Raw genomic sequence first — 14,716 nt, forward strand, 5'->3', positions numbered from 1 at the left:
AGGGATTTACGGCGACGGTCGCAAGAGCGTTTAATGCCCAGGAGACTGCATGCGGACCGCCATGACCTGCCTGGACACAGCGCTCTCGAATGACCCCGATCTGCGGAGCGCGCCCAGCGCGTTCCGTACGGCACTGCGTGTCGCGGCGGAGAACTGGGCGGTCGGCTCCCTCAGCTTCATCCTGCCCTCGGGCAAGCGTTTCGACATCCACGGCAAGACGCCTGGCCCCAGCGCGGTGATTCAGGTGCGCGATTACCGCTTCGTGCGCCGGGCCCTGGCCTCGGGCGACATCGGCTTCGCAGAGGGCTTCATCGCCGGCGAATGGGACACGCCAGACCTGTCGACGGTGCTGGAGGCCTTCTCGCTGAACTTCGACCGCCTGCATGACCTGGTCGAGGGCAATATCGTGATGCGGGCCATTAACGCCCTCTATCACCTGTTCCATCGCAACGACCGCAGGGGCTCGAAGAAGAACATCCACGCCCACTACGACCTGGGCAACGCCTTCTATTCTCGCTGGCTGGACTCCAGCATGACCTATTCCTCCGCGCTCTATGAGAAGCCAGGTCAAGCGCTGGCGGAGGGTCAGCACGCCAAGTATGCGGCGCTTGCGCGAACCCTCGACCTGCAGGCGGGCCAAAGCGTGCTGGAAATCGGCTGCGGTTGGGGCGGTTTCGCCGAGTTCGCGGCAAGGGAGGTCGGGGCCAAGGTCACCGCCATCACCATCTCGCCGGCCCAGCACGACTTCGCCCGCAAGCGTTTGTTCGACCTGGGACTGGCCGAGAAGGCCGACATCCAGCTGATCGACTATCGCGACGTGCAGGGCCGCTTCGACCGCGTCGCTTCCATCGAGATGTTCGAAGCTGTCGGCGAGGCCTACTGGCCGACCTATTTCGGCAAGATCAACGAGGTGCTCAGCCCGGGCGGTCGCGCCGGCCTGCAGATCATCACCATCCGCGACGAGCTGTTCGAGCACTACCGGACCCACACCGACTTCATCCAGCGCTACATCTTCCCGGGCGGCATGCTACCCAGCGAGACACGCCTGAAGGCCGAGACCAGCAAAGCCGGGCTGGAATGGCGCGAGATCAACCGCTTTGGCCAGAACTACGCCGACACCCTGTCCGAATGGGCGCGCCAGTTCGAGGCGGCCTGGGAGGACATCGCCAAGCTGGGTTTCGACGAGCGCTTCCGGCGGCTATGGCGGTTCTATCTCAGCTATTGCGAGGCGGGTTTCCGCACCGAGCGAACCAATGTGATCCAGCTGGGGCTGATCAAGGCCTAGAAACTTGGGCTTCGCGTCCTGATCTTCGTTGTGCGTAGATGGTCGAAAGCACATCGAGGTCGCGTCCAATGAACCTCTACACCATGGTCCTGGATTTCCACGGGGGGACCTACATCACCCAGTTCGACGCGGCGACGGCGGTCGACGCGGTCACCGCCTGGTGCAACGAGCTTCAGGAAGAGCAACTTCTGGGCGAGGTGTCCTCCGACATCGCCGAAGGCATCATGATCGACGCCGTCGAGAACCGCCTGGTCGAGGTGGAAGGCCTGCACAATGTCTGGTGCGCGGCGACCACGGCAGGCGGACCTCTGGCGCTGCTGAACGTCATCGAGACCCATGCCAGCGCCAGCTAGAGCATTTTCCGATAAGCGTAAAACGGTTATCGGATCGAAAAAGGCTTTAAACTTTTGATTTAGAGCCCTTTTCGCCCGCCCTTGATGAAGCCATCAGGTCGGAAAGGGCTCTAGACGCCCATGGCCTTGCGGGTCGCTGCGGCCTTGGCGCGGAAAGCTACCCGTTCGGCGTCAGGCATGCGCGACAGGGTCTTGAGCGGCATCATCATGCGCCCCAGGCCTGCGAGCCGCTTCTCGTGGCGATCCAGGAAATCCCAGTACAGCGCGTTGAACGGACAGGCATTTTCGCCCAGCCGGTCCTTGACGTCATAGCGACAGCTTTTGCAGTAGTCGCTCATCCGGTCGATATAGGCTCCGCTGGCCGCATAGGGCTTCGAGCCCACGATGCCTCCGTCGGCGAACGTCGCCATGCCGCGGGTGTTGGGCATTTCCACCCATTCATAGGCGTCTGCGAACACCACCATGTACCAGTCGTCGACAGCGTCGGGATGCACGCCCAGCAGCATGGCCAGATTGCCCGTAACCATCAGCCGCTGGATGTGGTGGGCATAGGCGTGGTCGCGCGCGGCGCTCACGGCGTCGGCCACGCAGGCCATGTCGGTCTCGCCGGTCCAGTAGAACCACGGCAGCTTGCCCTCGGCGTCCAGCGCATTGCGCAGGGCGTATTCGGGCATTTTCAGCCAATAGACGCCGCGCACAAATTCCCGCCAGCCCAGGATCTGGCGGATGAAGCCCTCAACCGCGTTGAGCGGCGCCTTGCCCGACCGATAGGCCGCCTCGGCGCGACGGCAGATGTTCAGCGGGTCCAGCAGTCCGATGTTCAGGGCCGGCGAGATCAGGCTGTGCCACAGGAACGGTCGCCCCCAGCTCAGGGCGTCCTGCCAGTCGCCAAAGCCTGCCAGCATGTCATCGAAGAAGTGGTCGAGGATCGCTTCGGCTTCCTCGGGATTGGTCGGCCAGGCAAAGGTGTCGACGCGGCCGAAATGGTCGTCGAACCCCGACCCGACCATGGCCATCACCTCCCGCGTCGTGGCGTTGGGCGGTGTTCTCAGGCGCTCCGGCGGCCGCACGCCGGCCGGCAGCTTCTTGCGGTTCTCGGCGTCGAAGTTCCACTGCCCGCCGACCGGCTTGTCGCCGTCCATCAGCAGGCCTGTAGAGCGGCGCATCTCGCGGTAGAAATACTCCATCCGCAGTTCCTTGCGCCCCTCGGCCCAGGCGCCGAACTGCTTGCTGGAACACAGGAAGCGATCGTCCTCGCGGGTTTCCATCGGAACCGGCAGGGTCTTGGCCAAGGTCAGCAGGTGGTCTTCAAGACCCCACTTGCCGCAGGCCGTGCGGATCACGCGACCCAGCGACTCATCTGCCAAGGCCCGCGCGATCTCGCCGCCGATCGAGCGGGTATTGGCGGGATCATCCAGGGTCACATAGCGAACGCGGACGCCTTTAGCCCGCAGGCGCTCGGCGAACTGGCGCATGGCCGACCAGACCAGAACCAGCTTCTGCTTGTGGTGCTTCCAGGCCGTGGCCTCGGCCACCGACTCGGTCATCAGGACGATATCGATGTCCGGATTCAGCCCGGCCAGGGCGGAAAGGCCCTCGCTCAACTGGTCGCCCAGCACCAGCCGTAGCGCGCCCTGTGCCTGTTCCGTCATGGTTTGCTCACTGCCTGGCGCCAGCCTTAAGGAAAACTGGGCTTGCTTCGGTTCGCCGCGACACGATCTACCATGTTCGCTTCGCCCCGCAGCCCTCAGCTTCCCCGATCCGCGCACATGACCATCAAGACCAGCATCCTGAACGCCATCGGCAACACCCCGCTCATCCGCCTGAACCGCGCCAGCGAGGCGACGGGCTGTGAGATCCTGGGCAAGGCCGAATTCATGAACCCCGGCCAGTCGGTCAAGGACCGCGCCGCCCTGGGCATCATCCGCGACGCCGAGGCCCGGGGCCTGCTGAAGCCCGGCGGCCGCATCGTCGAGGGCACGGCCGGCAATACCGGAATCGGCCTGGCCATGGTCGCCTCGGCCCTGGGCTACAAGACCACCATCGTCATCCCCCGCACCCAGAGCCAGGAGAAGAAGGACGCCATCCGCCTGCTCGGCGCCGAGTTGGTCGAGGTGGACGCTGTACCCTATTCCAACCCCGACAACTATGTCCGCTATTCGGGCCGCCTGGCCGAAGAACTGGCGAAGACCGAGCCCAACGGCGTCATCTGGGCCAACCAGTTCGACAATGTCGCCAACCGCGAGGCCCACTACCGAACTACAGGGCCGGAAATCTTCGAGCAGACCGACGGCAAGGTCGATGGCTTCATCTGCGCCATCGGCTCGGGTGGCACCCTTGCGGGCGTCGCCGCCGCCCTGCGCGAGCGCAAGCCGTCGGTGAAGATCGGCCTGGCCGACCCGCACGGCGCGGCTCTCTACAGCTGGTACAGGGACGGCGAGCTGAAATCGGAAGGAACCTCGATAAGCGAGGGCATCGGCCAGGGCCGGATCACCGCCAATCTTGAAGGCCTGACGATCGACCACCCCTTCCGGATCGACGACGAGGAGATGGTCCGGGTCGTGTTCGACCTCGTCCAGCACGAAGGCCTGTGCCTGGGCGGCTCGTCCGGGATCAACGTCGCCGGCGCCATTCACATGGCCAAGGCCATGGGCCCCGGCCACACCATCGTGACCATCCTCTGCGACCACGGCTCGCGCTATCAGAGCAAGCTGTTCAATCCCGAGTTCCTCGCCGAAAAGGGCCTGCCAACACCGGGCTGGATGTAGGCAATGGGCAGTCCAACGCTCTTTGCCATCTATCTTCCGCCGGATCTCCTCGGGTCAATGAAGCCGCACGTGGTGGAGCGGCTTGGCCAATCGAGATGATACCCGCGGTCATTGAAACCAGCCGAGCAGTTGGCCTCGTTAGCCTCGGTGGGGATCTCCAAGTGAACGGACCTGAGGGGCTCTGGGAGTCACCTAATGTCGGCGTGGCAGTGTTCGCCCACGAGCTTTCCATTGCCGACGGTCCGAAAGCAGATGCGGCGGCAGCTATCGCCTTGAAGAAATTCCTCGGTTTGGGTGGTGAAACTGTCTTCCTGCAGGAGGCGGTGGCAGGCAATTCTGCTGCTGCGGGATGGTCACGAGATCAAATAATCCAGCGGCTCCTTTTCAGCTGGAATGTCGTCAGCGCTTAAGGGTGCTGAACCGCTTGCCCCGCAAGGCCGTTGCCGCGATCCTGTCGTTCTCCAACAGGGGCGAGTCAGACCCCGAAAGGCGCAGCAGATGACCCAAGACCCTCTCGTCTCCACCACTTGGCTGCGCGACCACCTGGAGGCGCCCGACGTCCGCATCGTCGACGCATCGTGGTTCATGCCGGGCACGCCGCGCGATCCGAAGAAAGAGTTCCTGCTGGCCCACATTCCGGGCGCGGTATTTTTCGACATCGACGAGATTTCGGACCAGACCTCCGACCTGCCGCACATGCTGCCAAGCCCGATCAAGTTCGCCTCGCGGGTCCGCAAGCTGGGCTTGGGTGATGGCGCACGCATCGTCGTCTATGACAGCACCGGCATCCTGCCGGCGGCGCGGGTCTGGTGGACCATCAGGGCCATGGGCCACGAGGATGTGGTGGTGTTGGACGGCGGCCTGCCCAAATGGATCGCCGAGGGCCACCCGGTCGAGGACGGCCCCGTTATGCCGCAAGAACGCCACTTCACCCCCCGCTATCAGGCCGACATCGTCCGCTCGGTGGAGCAGATGAGGCGCAATCTCGACACCGGCCGCGAGCAGGTGATCGACGCCCGCCCCGCCGGGCGCTTCACAGGCGAAACGCCCGAGCCCCGCGCCGGACTGCGCGGCGGCCATATGCCCGGCTCGCGCAACATTCCGCTGAGCGACATGCTGGCGCCCGACGGCACGATGCGAGCGGCTGACAAGCTAGGCGCAGTCTTCACCAAAGCCGGCGTCGATGTCGCCAAGCCGGTCGCCGCGACCTGCGGCTCGGGCATCACGGCTTCGGTCGTCGCCTTGGCCTTGGCGCGTCTCGGCTATCCCCGCGCCGCCGTCTATGACGGCTCGTGGACCGAATGGGGCGGCCTTGAAGATACCCCGGTCATCACTGGACCCGCCTGACGTCTTGGCGCATCGGGCGAGCCGTCCTAAACCACGACTTCGCCGCGTCGCCGAGAGCACCCCATGGATGAAGAAACCCGCCTGATCCGCACGGGCGCGTCGTCGGTTCTGCCGGCGCGGACGGTCAATCCGCCGATCCAGCGCGGCTCGACCGTGTTGATGCCCAATGCGGCGTCGCTCTATGACGATAACCAGATCAGCTACGGCATCACGGGTCTTTCGTCGCCGGCCGCCCTGCAGGTGGCCCTGGCCGAACTGGAAGGCTCGCCCGACGTCACTCTCTATCCCTCTGGCCTGGCCGCGATCACCGGCGCCATGCTAGCGGTGCTGAAGGCCGGGGACGAGATCCTGGTGGTCGACAGCGCCTACAAGCCGACCCGCCGGTTCTGCGACCGTGTGCTGAGCCGCTTCGGGGTAAGGACGAGCTATTACGACCCGGCCCTGACGCCCGACGACCTGATGGCCCTGACCACGGCCAGGACCCGGATGATCCTGCTGGAGGCCCCTGGCTCTCTGACCTTCGAGATGCAGGACGTCCCAGCCATCGCGGCGGCGGCCAATGCGCGCGGGATGCTGACCCTGATCGACAACACCTGGGCGGCCGGCCTCTATTTCAAGCCGCTGGCCCATGGCGTGACCATCAGCGTCCAAGCCCTGACCAAGTATGTGGGCGGCCATTCGGACTGTTTCATGGGGTCGGCCACCACGCTGGACACCGTGATCGGCGACCAGCTCGGCAACGCCATGTGGGACATCGGCTGGTCGGTGTCGCCCGACGACGCCTACACCATGCTGCGCGGCCTGCGCACCCTGACCACCCGCCTGCCCCGCCACCACGAAAACGGTCTGGCCATCGCCGGCTGGCTGCAAGAGCGGCCCGAGGTTGCGAAGGTGCTGCACCCCGCCCTGCCCGGCGATCCCGGCCATGCCCTGTGGAAGCGCGACTTCACCGGGGCCTGCGGCCTGTTTGGCGTGGTGCTGAAGCCCGTGCGCGAAAAGGCGGTCCACGCCTTCCTCGACGCCCTGCATCTGTTTGGCCTGGGCTTCTCCTGGGGCGGCTATGAAAGCCTGGCCATCTACTGCGATCCGCAACTGAAAAGCCGCTCTTTCCCCGTCGGACTGGAAGGTCCATTGCTGCGCCTGCACATCGGCCTGGAGACTCCGGCCGACCTCATCATCGATCTGGAGCGCGGGTTCGCCGCTCTGAACAGTCAGGCCTAGACCTCAATGACCACCCACATCGCCCTGCTCCGCGGCACAAGCGTCGGCGGCCAGAAGCCGATCGCGGCCGAGACCTTCGTAGAGCTGCTCAGCGAGCTGGACTTCAGCGACGTGCGCGCGGTCGGCGGAGCCAACAATCTGGTGTTCGACAGCCCCGAGCGCACCGGCGCCGATCTGCAGAACTTCCTTGAGACCGAGATCCACACCCGCCTTGGCCTGCGCACCGACATCTATGTCCGCACCGCCCAGGCCTGGGCGGCGATTATCGCCGCCAATCCGTATGCGGAATTCGCGGAAGCCGATCCGGGCCTGCTGATGACGCTGTTCCTGAAGGATCCGCCGGACAAGAAGGTGATCGGCGCCCTGCGCACCAAGCTGACCGAGGGCGAGCAACTGCGCGTCGAGAGTCGGCAGTTCTACGTCACCTATCCCAATGGCCTCGGCGCGTCGAAGTTCAGCAACAACATCGTCGAGAAAGCCCTGGCGACCCGCATCACGAGCCGCTCCTGGACCGTGGTGCAGGCCATTGGCGAGGCGACCGCCGAAGCCTCTGCGTCGGAGTCCGAGGCCGACCTGACAGCACAGTAGCGGGTCAAGGCTCCAGCGTTGTTCGACCCGACACCTCAAGGCTGGTTGGAACACCTGATGGCGGGACTAGACCCTTGCGTCCGCCTGGCTGCCCGCCGCCAATCCACAGGTCGACGCGTCCAAGCTCAACATGGCGCGCACCGGCGGCGTCGACGACGCTGAGCGCCCGGGCGTCCAGCGCGAACCGAACCTGTCGAGCCTCGCCGGCCTTCAGGGCGACACGCTGGAACCCTTGAAGCGCGCGGATCGGGCCCTTTTCGCCGGGTCGCGAGACATAGAGCTGGACCACCTCGGCGCCGTCGCGGGCGCCGCTGTTGGTGACGGCCACCGTCACCGCGACTGTTTCCCCCGCCCTTACGCGCACGCGATCAAGCACGGGCGCGGCATAGTCAAAACGCGTGTAGCTCAGGCCATATCCGAAGGGATAGAGCGCCTCGCCCGTGAAGTAGCGATAGGTGCGCCCAGCCATGGCGTAGTCGCTAAAACCCGGCAGCTCCTCGGCCGAGCGATAGAAGGTAACGGGCAGGCGTCCCGACGGACTGAAGTCGCCGGCGATCAGCGAAGCGACCGCGTGACCACCCTCGCCGCCCGGGTACCAGGCCTCGATGATCGCGGGCAGATGCTGGTCCGCGCAGTTCACGCTCATCGCCGAGCCGTTCATCAGCACCAGTACGACCGGCTTGCCGACAGCCTTGAGCTTTTCGAGCAGCACCTGCTGGGGCGCCGGCAGGTCGAGACTGGTCCGGTCGCCGCCCGCGAAACCGTCGGCGTAGACCTGCATCTCCTCGCCCTCGAGACGCGCCGTCAGACCGCCGGCGAAGACGACTAGGTCGGCCTGACTGGCGGCGGCCAGGGCCGCCTCGGCGCCCTGGCTTGGCAGGCTCCAGTTCAGGCGCTGATCGCCTCGGTCGCCTGTCTGGGTGGTCTCGATCCGCAAGGCATGGCGATGACCTGCGCGCAGCGAAACGGAAGCTTCCCGAGCGGCGGCCGGCGCAGCTTCACCCCAGACATCCAGCACCAGCTTTTCGTCGACATAAAGCCGATAGCCGCTGCTGGTCGCCAGACGCAGCCGGTGCTCGCCCGTCTCGGTGGGGGTGAGGTAGCCCGTCCATCGCATCGAGGTTTTCCGCGCATTACGCGCCGGTCTTCCCCAGCTGAACAGGACGTTTGTCTCGGCGCGGACCTCGGTCGGCGAACCGGCCAGCTCCAGACCCTCGAACGTCTCGACCTTCAGTCCGGGCGCGGTGCAGGTCTCACCGACGCAGAAGATGGCGTCCGGGGTCGGCGCCATCGGCGAACCGACCAGACCCGCGCCCTCGACATAGGCGATATCGGCTTGGGGGAACCGGGCCTTTAGCCCGGTCAACAGGGTGACCGGTCGCGAGGGCGTGCCGTTGTAGTTGCCGACCAGAGCATCGACGCTGTCGGCATTGGGACCGATCACCGCAATGCGACGCGGCGCGGCATTCAGGGGCAGCAGGCCGTCGTTCTTCAGCAGCACCAGCGAGGCCTTGGCGGTCTCCAACGCCAGCGCGCGGTGCGCCGGCGTGTCGTTCTGGGTCGCCGGGATACGCGCATAGGCCGAGGCCCCGGGCGGATCGAAAAGGCCAAGGCTGATGCGGCCCTCGAACAGTCGCCGCGCGGCCTGGTCGATCACGGCCTCGGCGAGGCGTCCGTCACGGACCACGGTGATGATGGGTTGCGGGTCGGCGCTCTTGCCGGGGCCGAACTCGCCGCAGATCAGGTCCATACCGGCTACGAACCCGGCCGCGACGGCGTCCTCGGGCGTCTTGACCCACCGGTGAGCGTCTTCACGGTGGAAGTCGGACACCGCCGCGCAGTCCGAAACGACGTGCCCGGTGAAGCCCCAGGTGTTGCGCAGGGGGTCGATCAAGGGCCGATTGGCGCAGGCCGGCACACCGTCGACCGCATTATAGGCGCACATGAAGGCTTGGACCTTGCCCTCGACCACGCTGGCGCGGAACGCGGGCAGATAGGTGTCTTCCAGGTCATAGGCCGAGGGATGGATGTCGTCGCGATGGCGGTTGACCTCGGGACCGCTGTGAACGGCGTAATGCTTGGCCGTGGCGATGGTCTTGAAGACCTTGGCATCGTCGCCCTGCAGACCATGGATGAAGGCCACGCCCATCCGCGAGGTCAGGTGCGGATCCTCGCCATAGGTCTCCTGCCCCCGGCCCCAGCGCGGATCGCGGAAGATGTTGATGTTGGGCGACCAGACAGTCAGGCCGCGATACTTGTCCGAGCCGCCATCGGCCCCGACCCGCTCGACATATTTGGCGCGAAACTCGGTGCTGATAACGTCGGCCACGTCATGAATCAGCGGCGCGTCCCAGGTCGCGGCCAGGGCGACGGCTTGTGGAAAGACCGTGGCGTTGCCAGCCCGCGCGACACCATGCAAGCCCTCGCTCCACCAGTTATAGCGCGAGACGCCCAGACGGGGGATCGCTGGAGCAACGTCGCGCAACTGGCCGGCCTTCTCCTCGAGGGTCATGCGTCCGACGAGATCCGCAGCGCGTTGCTGAACGCTCAGGGCAGGGTCGCGATAGGGTTCGACGGGCGCCGCCTGGGCGACCAGCGGCGCGCTGACGGCAAACAGAACGACAAGGCTCGCTAGACGCATCATCGTTTTCTCCCTTTCGCGATCTTGCCGATCATCTCCGCAGCGGGCGCGGCGGCGGGACATAAGCATGGCGGCCGGCAGGAAGAGAAGCCAAAATTGGTACCGGTATCGCGAGTTCTGCCACTCTTTGACGGTCCGGCGACGTCGAACAATAACGCCCGCATCGCTGAAGCGTCAGCGACCCGGTATCCGTTCGTAGACGACCAGCCGAGTCCGCCTCAGCGGGACGACCTTGACCGGTTTTTAGGCCCGTTTAAGCTCCGTCTGAACGATTTCTACGACCTCGAAGTTGAAGTCCCGGGCGGCCGGCTGATGATCAACGATGACGCTTGGCCGTCCGGCCAGGATGCGTCGCACCTCCGTGGCCTGATCGACGCCGATGGCGCCATTCTCCCGCAACAGATTCAAATGTCCGGCGAAGGGGTGGCGGGTCGGCAAGCACGATCTATTCAGGTGATAGAGCATCGGGTCGCCGTTCCACACATAGAGACAGCCCTTGAGGCGCGGCTTTATTGCATCGACCAGGGCCGTCATCTCGGCCTGATGACCGCGCTTGAGCTGGATCTTGCGGATGATCACCGCATTGGCGACAGAGCCCGACAGGATCATCAGCGCCGCTGCAACGGCGCCGAAACGGTAGGGCCGGTAGGCGAACAGCGGCGCGCAGGCTAGCGCCAGAGGCGCGAACAGCGGCAAGGCGTAGTGGTCGAACTAGGTGCCGAACACCAGATAACCGCCGACCGCCGCCGCTGGCCAGATCAGGGCGAAACCGAAGGTCGCTGGCCCCGCCGTAAAGCGTCGCCAGGGTTCCAGAACGGCCGCCAGGACAACCGCGAACAGCGGGATGTGCAGAGCCTTCCAGGCCTTGGACAGGCGATACAGAAGTTCGTCCGGCGACGCGCCGGAGCGGTCGCCGATCGACAGGAAGTTGGCGTAGAGGAAGGCCTCGGTATGACCCAGACAGGCGTACCGGGCCAGAGCCGCCAGGGTCGGCGCCAAGGCTAGGCCGATCCAGAGCGCGGTGTCGATCGCGAGATGCGACAGCCATTCGCTGCAGCGCCAGAACGCCCACATCAGCGACACGCCCAGAAAAACGCCTTCAAAGACCGCCGTATATTTGATCTGCATGGCCAGGCCGATCAGGCCCGTGGCGATGAGGCCATGGCGGCGGATCTGGCCGGGCGAGACGCCGGGGCGGGTCGAGACGATCAGCGTCGCCCAGGCTGCCCCGGCGACCAAGAGGTTGTAGAAGACCGGGGCCTGACCGCCCGTGCCTCCCACGAGGCCCAGCAGCAGCAGATAGACGACACCGGCGACGGTCGCGGCCTTGAGCCCCGCCATGGGCGCGGCCATGCGGGCGATGACGAAAGCTGTAGCGGCGGCGCACAGGGTGGCCACCACCTGGTACTGGACGATCCCGTCGCCGCCCAGCAGCCGGATGGCGGCGAAGAGCAGGAAGAGGCCGACGGGCTTGCGATCCCAGATGTCCACATAGGGCAAGGCGCCGTGCAGCATCCGGTCGCCGACCAGCAGGTAGAAGTTCTCGTCGACGTGAATCAGCGGATTGCCAAATTGCCCGCTGCGGATGGCGAAGGCGGCCAGCAGCAAGACTGCGCCTACCAATGCCCAGCGCCGCCGGCGATCGAGCGCCGGCAGTCGGGTCTTGAGGCTTGCAATCAACGCGCTGTCCTCCCCGCGAGGTTGGCGATCAGCGCCCGGGCGCGCTGCGCCACGGTCAGCGGCCGCCAGGTGAGGCGCTGCACGGCGCCATAGTTCCAGAAGGCGCCCAGCAAGGCCCCCGCCGTACCAGCCGCGAACCCACAAACAGGAACTGGGTCATGCGCGCCGGCAGCGCTCCGCCTGTCCGCTTTTCGACCAGCAGGGCGACGAGATCGAAAACCACGCGCAGGTCGAGCTTCGACACGCCGCCAGCGCGCGGCCGCAAGGCGGTCGGGATCTGCAGCAGGCGGGGCCGACGACGATCAGAGGCGACGATATCGATCAGGATCTTGAAGCCCAGGCCCGACAGGCGCGGCCGAACTGACTCGTACCAGGCGCGGGTCATCACGAAACAGCCGCTCATCGGATCGGCAAGACGCAAACCCAGCAGCAGACCCGTGACGTTAACGCCAGCGCGGCTCAGCCAGTGGCGGTAACCCGCCAAGCCCGAGCCGCCGCCGGCCATATAAGGGCTGGCCACGGCGACATCGACGGGCGTGCCGGCCATGCGGCCGATCAAACGCGGATCGTGCTGTGCGTCGCCGACCATGATCGCCAGGACATCGCCGCGCGCGACATCCCAGCCGGCGATCGCGGCCGAGGCCAGTCCGCCCGCGCCCTCGCGGCGGACCAGTCGGATGTCGGGATTCGACCAGGCGCGGGATCGAACGACCTGAGCCGTCCGATCGACGACCGAATCGTCGACGACGATGATCTCGTGCGGGACGTGGGCCAGATCGGCGACGACATCGTCGAGAACCCCGCCAATGGCCTCGTGTTCGTCCAGGGTGCAGATGACTACCGACACGCGGGGCCAGGGGACCGGCGCAACGGGCGGAGCGTCGACACCCAGCACGCCGCGCGCGCTGGGTTCACTGTGCAGGGTCATGGGAGGGTCCAGACTGGTTGATCGGCGCGCGGGTGGCGCAGGACAACGCAACGATATCCAGTAATATCATGTCTAGTTTTTATTATATATCAAACCATGTCGCATCTACGGCGGAGCCAGGGCCCCGTCAGCCGACGATTTCGGTCCAGTCCGGAAAGACGCCAGCGAGCACGACGGCGGCGTGGCTGCCGCGGCATGGGGCGAGGCGCTGGTGAGCAGAATGTAGTTGTCGGCGCGACCGTCGCCGTCGAGATCGACCGAGACGCGCTGGTCGGCATCCGGTTTCGACGCAAAGCCAAGGTCGGCCGGTTCGCCCCCCGGACGCCCCAGAATGACGAGGTCGCTTCCGGAGGCCACGAGCCGGTCTCCCTCGCTGGCGTTGAAGTCGTAAATCGTGCCCAGCAGGGTGTCTGGACGGTCCAGAACGGCTGGCGCGCTGATCACGAAGGTGTCGGCGCCGGTCCCGCCAAAGGCGGCGGCCTCGGAGGTCAGGACAATCCGATCATCGCCGGGACCGCCGTCCAGGATGTCGCGCCCGCCACCGCCGATCAGCAAGTCATTCCCCGGACCACCGACCAGCCGCTCCGCCCGCGAGGTGCCGACCATCGCGTCGTCTCCGTCGCCGCCGCGCATCTGCGGCATTTCCCTCGGCGTGGCCGCCTGGATGCCGGGCTTGGCGGATTCAGCCGAAACAGAAGCCTCGGCGATCCCGGCGGGCTGTGATCGGTGCGTTGCCTGATCGGGACCGGGCTCGGCGTGGGTCTGCGGTTCTGCGGCTTGGCCAGAGGGTCGGTCAGACGGCGGCTCGCGCCCCGCCGCCCCCTCGCCTTTCGGCTCGCCCTCAGCGTGAAGCTCCGGCTGCGACCCAGGCTCCACCACGGATGGGGCGGCCGCCAGCCACGCCCCGCCATCCGCCAGATGCGGGGCGCTGAAGCGAAGCTGGTCTTCCAGGAAGGTGGCGACCGCCAGCAGGACCAGCACATCCGCGCCGTTATGCACCCTGTTGAACGGCACCACCACGCCGGTGCGTTGAGGCTCCGGGCTCAACCATTGACCCAGGGCGTCGCGCAGATTGGCGCCGCGCGCCATGACGTCTTCCGCCACGAAATGCACCAGGAACTGGTCGGCGACGCGGGCGACGTGCGCCAGCACCTAGTCATCCTCGTTCGTCACAGCGCACCACGGCGCGCCGTCGTCGGCGGCGCCGAAGAACTGCTCGGTCAGCGCCTCGAGACGGCTCCGTTCCGACGCAGTCCATTGCACGGCGCCGAAGATGCGATTGGCGAACGAAAGGACTGTGCCCACGACGAAAGACTCTCAGCGATCGCTAGGCGGAGGCCCGGCTGGGAGAGGCGTCGCTCTCGAACAGCAGCCGGTGCAATTCGGGTTCATAATAGGCCAGCAGCGTCCTTGCGAAGTCGGCCTCGTCCAGATGCAGGGTCTTGGCCCAGGCGGCCTGGGTCTCGATCGGCAGGCGGCCGACGCCGCTCTCCACCTGGGAGACGAAGGTGTAGTAGCGCAGCCCTACCTGTTCAGAGAGCTGGGCCTGGGTGAGACCTGCGGCCTCCCGGGCCGCTTTCAGCCATCGACCGGCTTCCTGCCGCAAAAGCTTGGTGTGCGCGGCCTTGGCGGCATCGGGGGTGGCTCGGGGCATCGGGACTCGTGACATCTGCAACGCGGACGAAGGGGAGTATTTTCTGGTGAAACCAGTAATTATGCAACGTGTTATTGAATGATGTGCGGGAACTCATGACGCGCGCTTTAGCGCTCTTCGCATCGGCGTTCGCCCCGCCGTCGCGAAGAGGTTCCATGTGGGAAAAATGCTCGAAGCTATTTGACTCCAGTTTTAACTAGACGTATTCTTATTTTCTCGTCGTCTGGTCGCGGGCTGGAGACGTCCTGCGG

15 protein-coding genes are annotated in these 14,716 nt (G+C 65.8%); 7 read left to right on the top strand and 8 right to left on the bottom strand.

What is annotated here, in order from left to right; all coding sequences use genetic code 11:
* Positions 1 to 49: 49 nt before the first annotated feature.
* Together ACP69S_RS16390 and ACP69S_RS16395 are read left to right on the top strand one after the other, a co-directional pair.
* The gene (locus ACP69S_RS16390; protein ID WP_425999010.1) at positions 50 to 1,285 is read left to right on the top strand and encodes a class I SAM-dependent methyltransferase; all 1,236 of its coding nucleotides are present in this window, start codon (positions 50 to 52) and stop codon (positions 1,283 to 1,285) included.
* A 68-nt stretch (positions 1,286 to 1,353) separates the two neighbouring features.
* Positions 1,354 to 1,638, top strand: coding sequence for a hypothetical protein (locus tag ACP69S_RS16395; protein WP_425999012.1), 285 nt, complete (start codon positions 1,354 to 1,356; stop codon positions 1,636 to 1,638).
* A 110-nt stretch (positions 1,639 to 1,748) separates the two neighbouring features.
* Here the strand turns inward: ACP69S_RS16395 and ACP69S_RS16400 are convergent, their stop codons facing one another.
* Entirely contained in the window at positions 1,749 to 3,290 is a 1,542-nt protein-coding gene (locus tag ACP69S_RS16400; protein WP_425999014.1) for a cryptochrome/photolyase family protein, read from the bottom strand.
* A 117-nt stretch (positions 3,291 to 3,407) separates the two neighbouring features.
* Here ACP69S_RS16400 and ACP69S_RS16405 point away from each other — a divergent pair, with 117 nt between their 5' ends.
* From ACP69S_RS16405 to ACP69S_RS16425, 5 genes are all read left to right on the top strand, one after another.
* Positions 3,408 to 4,406 carry a cysteine synthase A gene (locus tag ACP69S_RS16405; RefSeq protein ID WP_425999015.1) on the top strand — a complete coding sequence of 333 codons (999 nt, stop codon included), beginning with the start codon at positions 3,408 to 3,410 and terminating at the stop codon, positions 4,404 to 4,406.
* A gap of 161 nt (positions 4,407 to 4,567) precedes the next feature.
* On the top strand, positions 4,568 to 4,816 hold the full coding sequence (locus tag ACP69S_RS16410; protein WP_425999017.1) for a hypothetical protein: 249 nt from the start codon (positions 4,568 to 4,570) through the stop codon (positions 4,814 to 4,816).
* Between the two features lie 88 nt (positions 4,817 to 4,904).
* Positions 4,905 to 5,753, top strand: a complete 849-nt coding sequence (gene sseA, locus ACP69S_RS16415; RefSeq protein ID WP_425999019.1) for a 3-mercaptopyruvate sulfurtransferase — start codon at positions 4,905 to 4,907, stop codon at positions 5,751 to 5,753.
* Between the two features lie 63 nt (positions 5,754 to 5,816).
* The gene (metC, locus tag ACP69S_RS16420; protein WP_425999021.1) at positions 5,817 to 6,974 is read left to right on the top strand and encodes a cystathionine beta-lyase; all 1,158 of its coding nucleotides are present in this window, start codon (positions 5,817 to 5,819) and stop codon (positions 6,972 to 6,974) included.
* A 6-nt stretch (positions 6,975 to 6,980) separates the two neighbouring features.
* A complete protein-coding gene (locus ACP69S_RS16425) occupies positions 6,981 to 7,562 on the top strand; it encodes a DUF1697 domain-containing protein (protein WP_425999023.1) in 582 nt (193 codons plus the stop codon).
* Positions 7,563 to 7,566: 4 nt separating this feature from the next.
* Here ACP69S_RS16425 and ACP69S_RS16430 read toward each other — a convergent pair whose 3' ends face one another.
* The 7 genes from ACP69S_RS16430 to ACP69S_RS16460 all read right to left on the bottom strand — a co-directional run bounded on the left by ACP69S_RS16430 (position 7,567) and on the right by ACP69S_RS16460 (position 14,465).
* Positions 7,567 to 10,206: a glycoside hydrolase family 3 C-terminal domain-containing protein gene (locus tag ACP69S_RS16430; RefSeq protein ID WP_425999025.1), complete on the bottom strand. Its 2,640-nt coding sequence runs from the start codon at positions 10,204 to 10,206 to the stop codon at positions 7,567 to 7,569.
* A 240-nt stretch (positions 10,207 to 10,446) separates the two neighbouring features.
* Positions 10,447 to 10,899, bottom strand: coding sequence for a hypothetical protein (locus ACP69S_RS16435; RefSeq protein WP_425999027.1), 453 nt, complete (start codon positions 10,897 to 10,899; stop codon positions 10,447 to 10,449).
* 15 nt (positions 10,900 to 10,914) lie between these two features.
* A complete protein-coding gene (locus tag ACP69S_RS16440) occupies positions 10,915 to 11,811 on the bottom strand; it encodes a hypothetical protein (RefSeq protein ID WP_425999029.1) in 897 nt (298 codons plus the stop codon).
* Positions 11,812 to 11,938: 127 nt separating this feature from the next.
* Entirely contained in the window at positions 11,939 to 12,811 is an 873-nt protein-coding gene (locus ACP69S_RS16445) for a glycosyltransferase (RefSeq protein ID WP_425999030.1), read from the bottom strand.
* 105 nt (positions 12,812 to 12,916) lie between these two features.
* Positions 12,917 to 13,963, bottom strand: a complete 1,047-nt coding sequence (locus tag ACP69S_RS16450; RefSeq protein WP_425999032.1) for a calcium-binding protein — start codon at positions 13,961 to 13,963, stop codon at positions 12,917 to 12,919.
* Positions 13,964 to 14,116, bottom strand: coding sequence for a hypothetical protein (locus tag ACP69S_RS16455; RefSeq protein ID WP_425999034.1), 153 nt, complete (start codon positions 14,114 to 14,116; stop codon positions 13,964 to 13,966). It abuts the gene before it with no gap.
* Positions 14,117 to 14,138: 22 nt separating this feature from the next.
* Positions 14,139 to 14,465: a helix-turn-helix domain-containing protein gene (locus ACP69S_RS16460; protein WP_425999035.1), complete on the bottom strand. Its 327-nt coding sequence runs from the start codon at positions 14,463 to 14,465 to the stop codon at positions 14,139 to 14,141.
* Positions 14,466 to 14,716: the final 251 nt, after the last annotated feature.

It is taken from the genome of Caulobacter sp. DWR1-3-2b1, assembly GCF_049895765.1.
Taxonomy (GTDB): domain Bacteria; phylum Pseudomonadota; class Alphaproteobacteria; order Caulobacterales; family Caulobacteraceae; genus Caulobacter.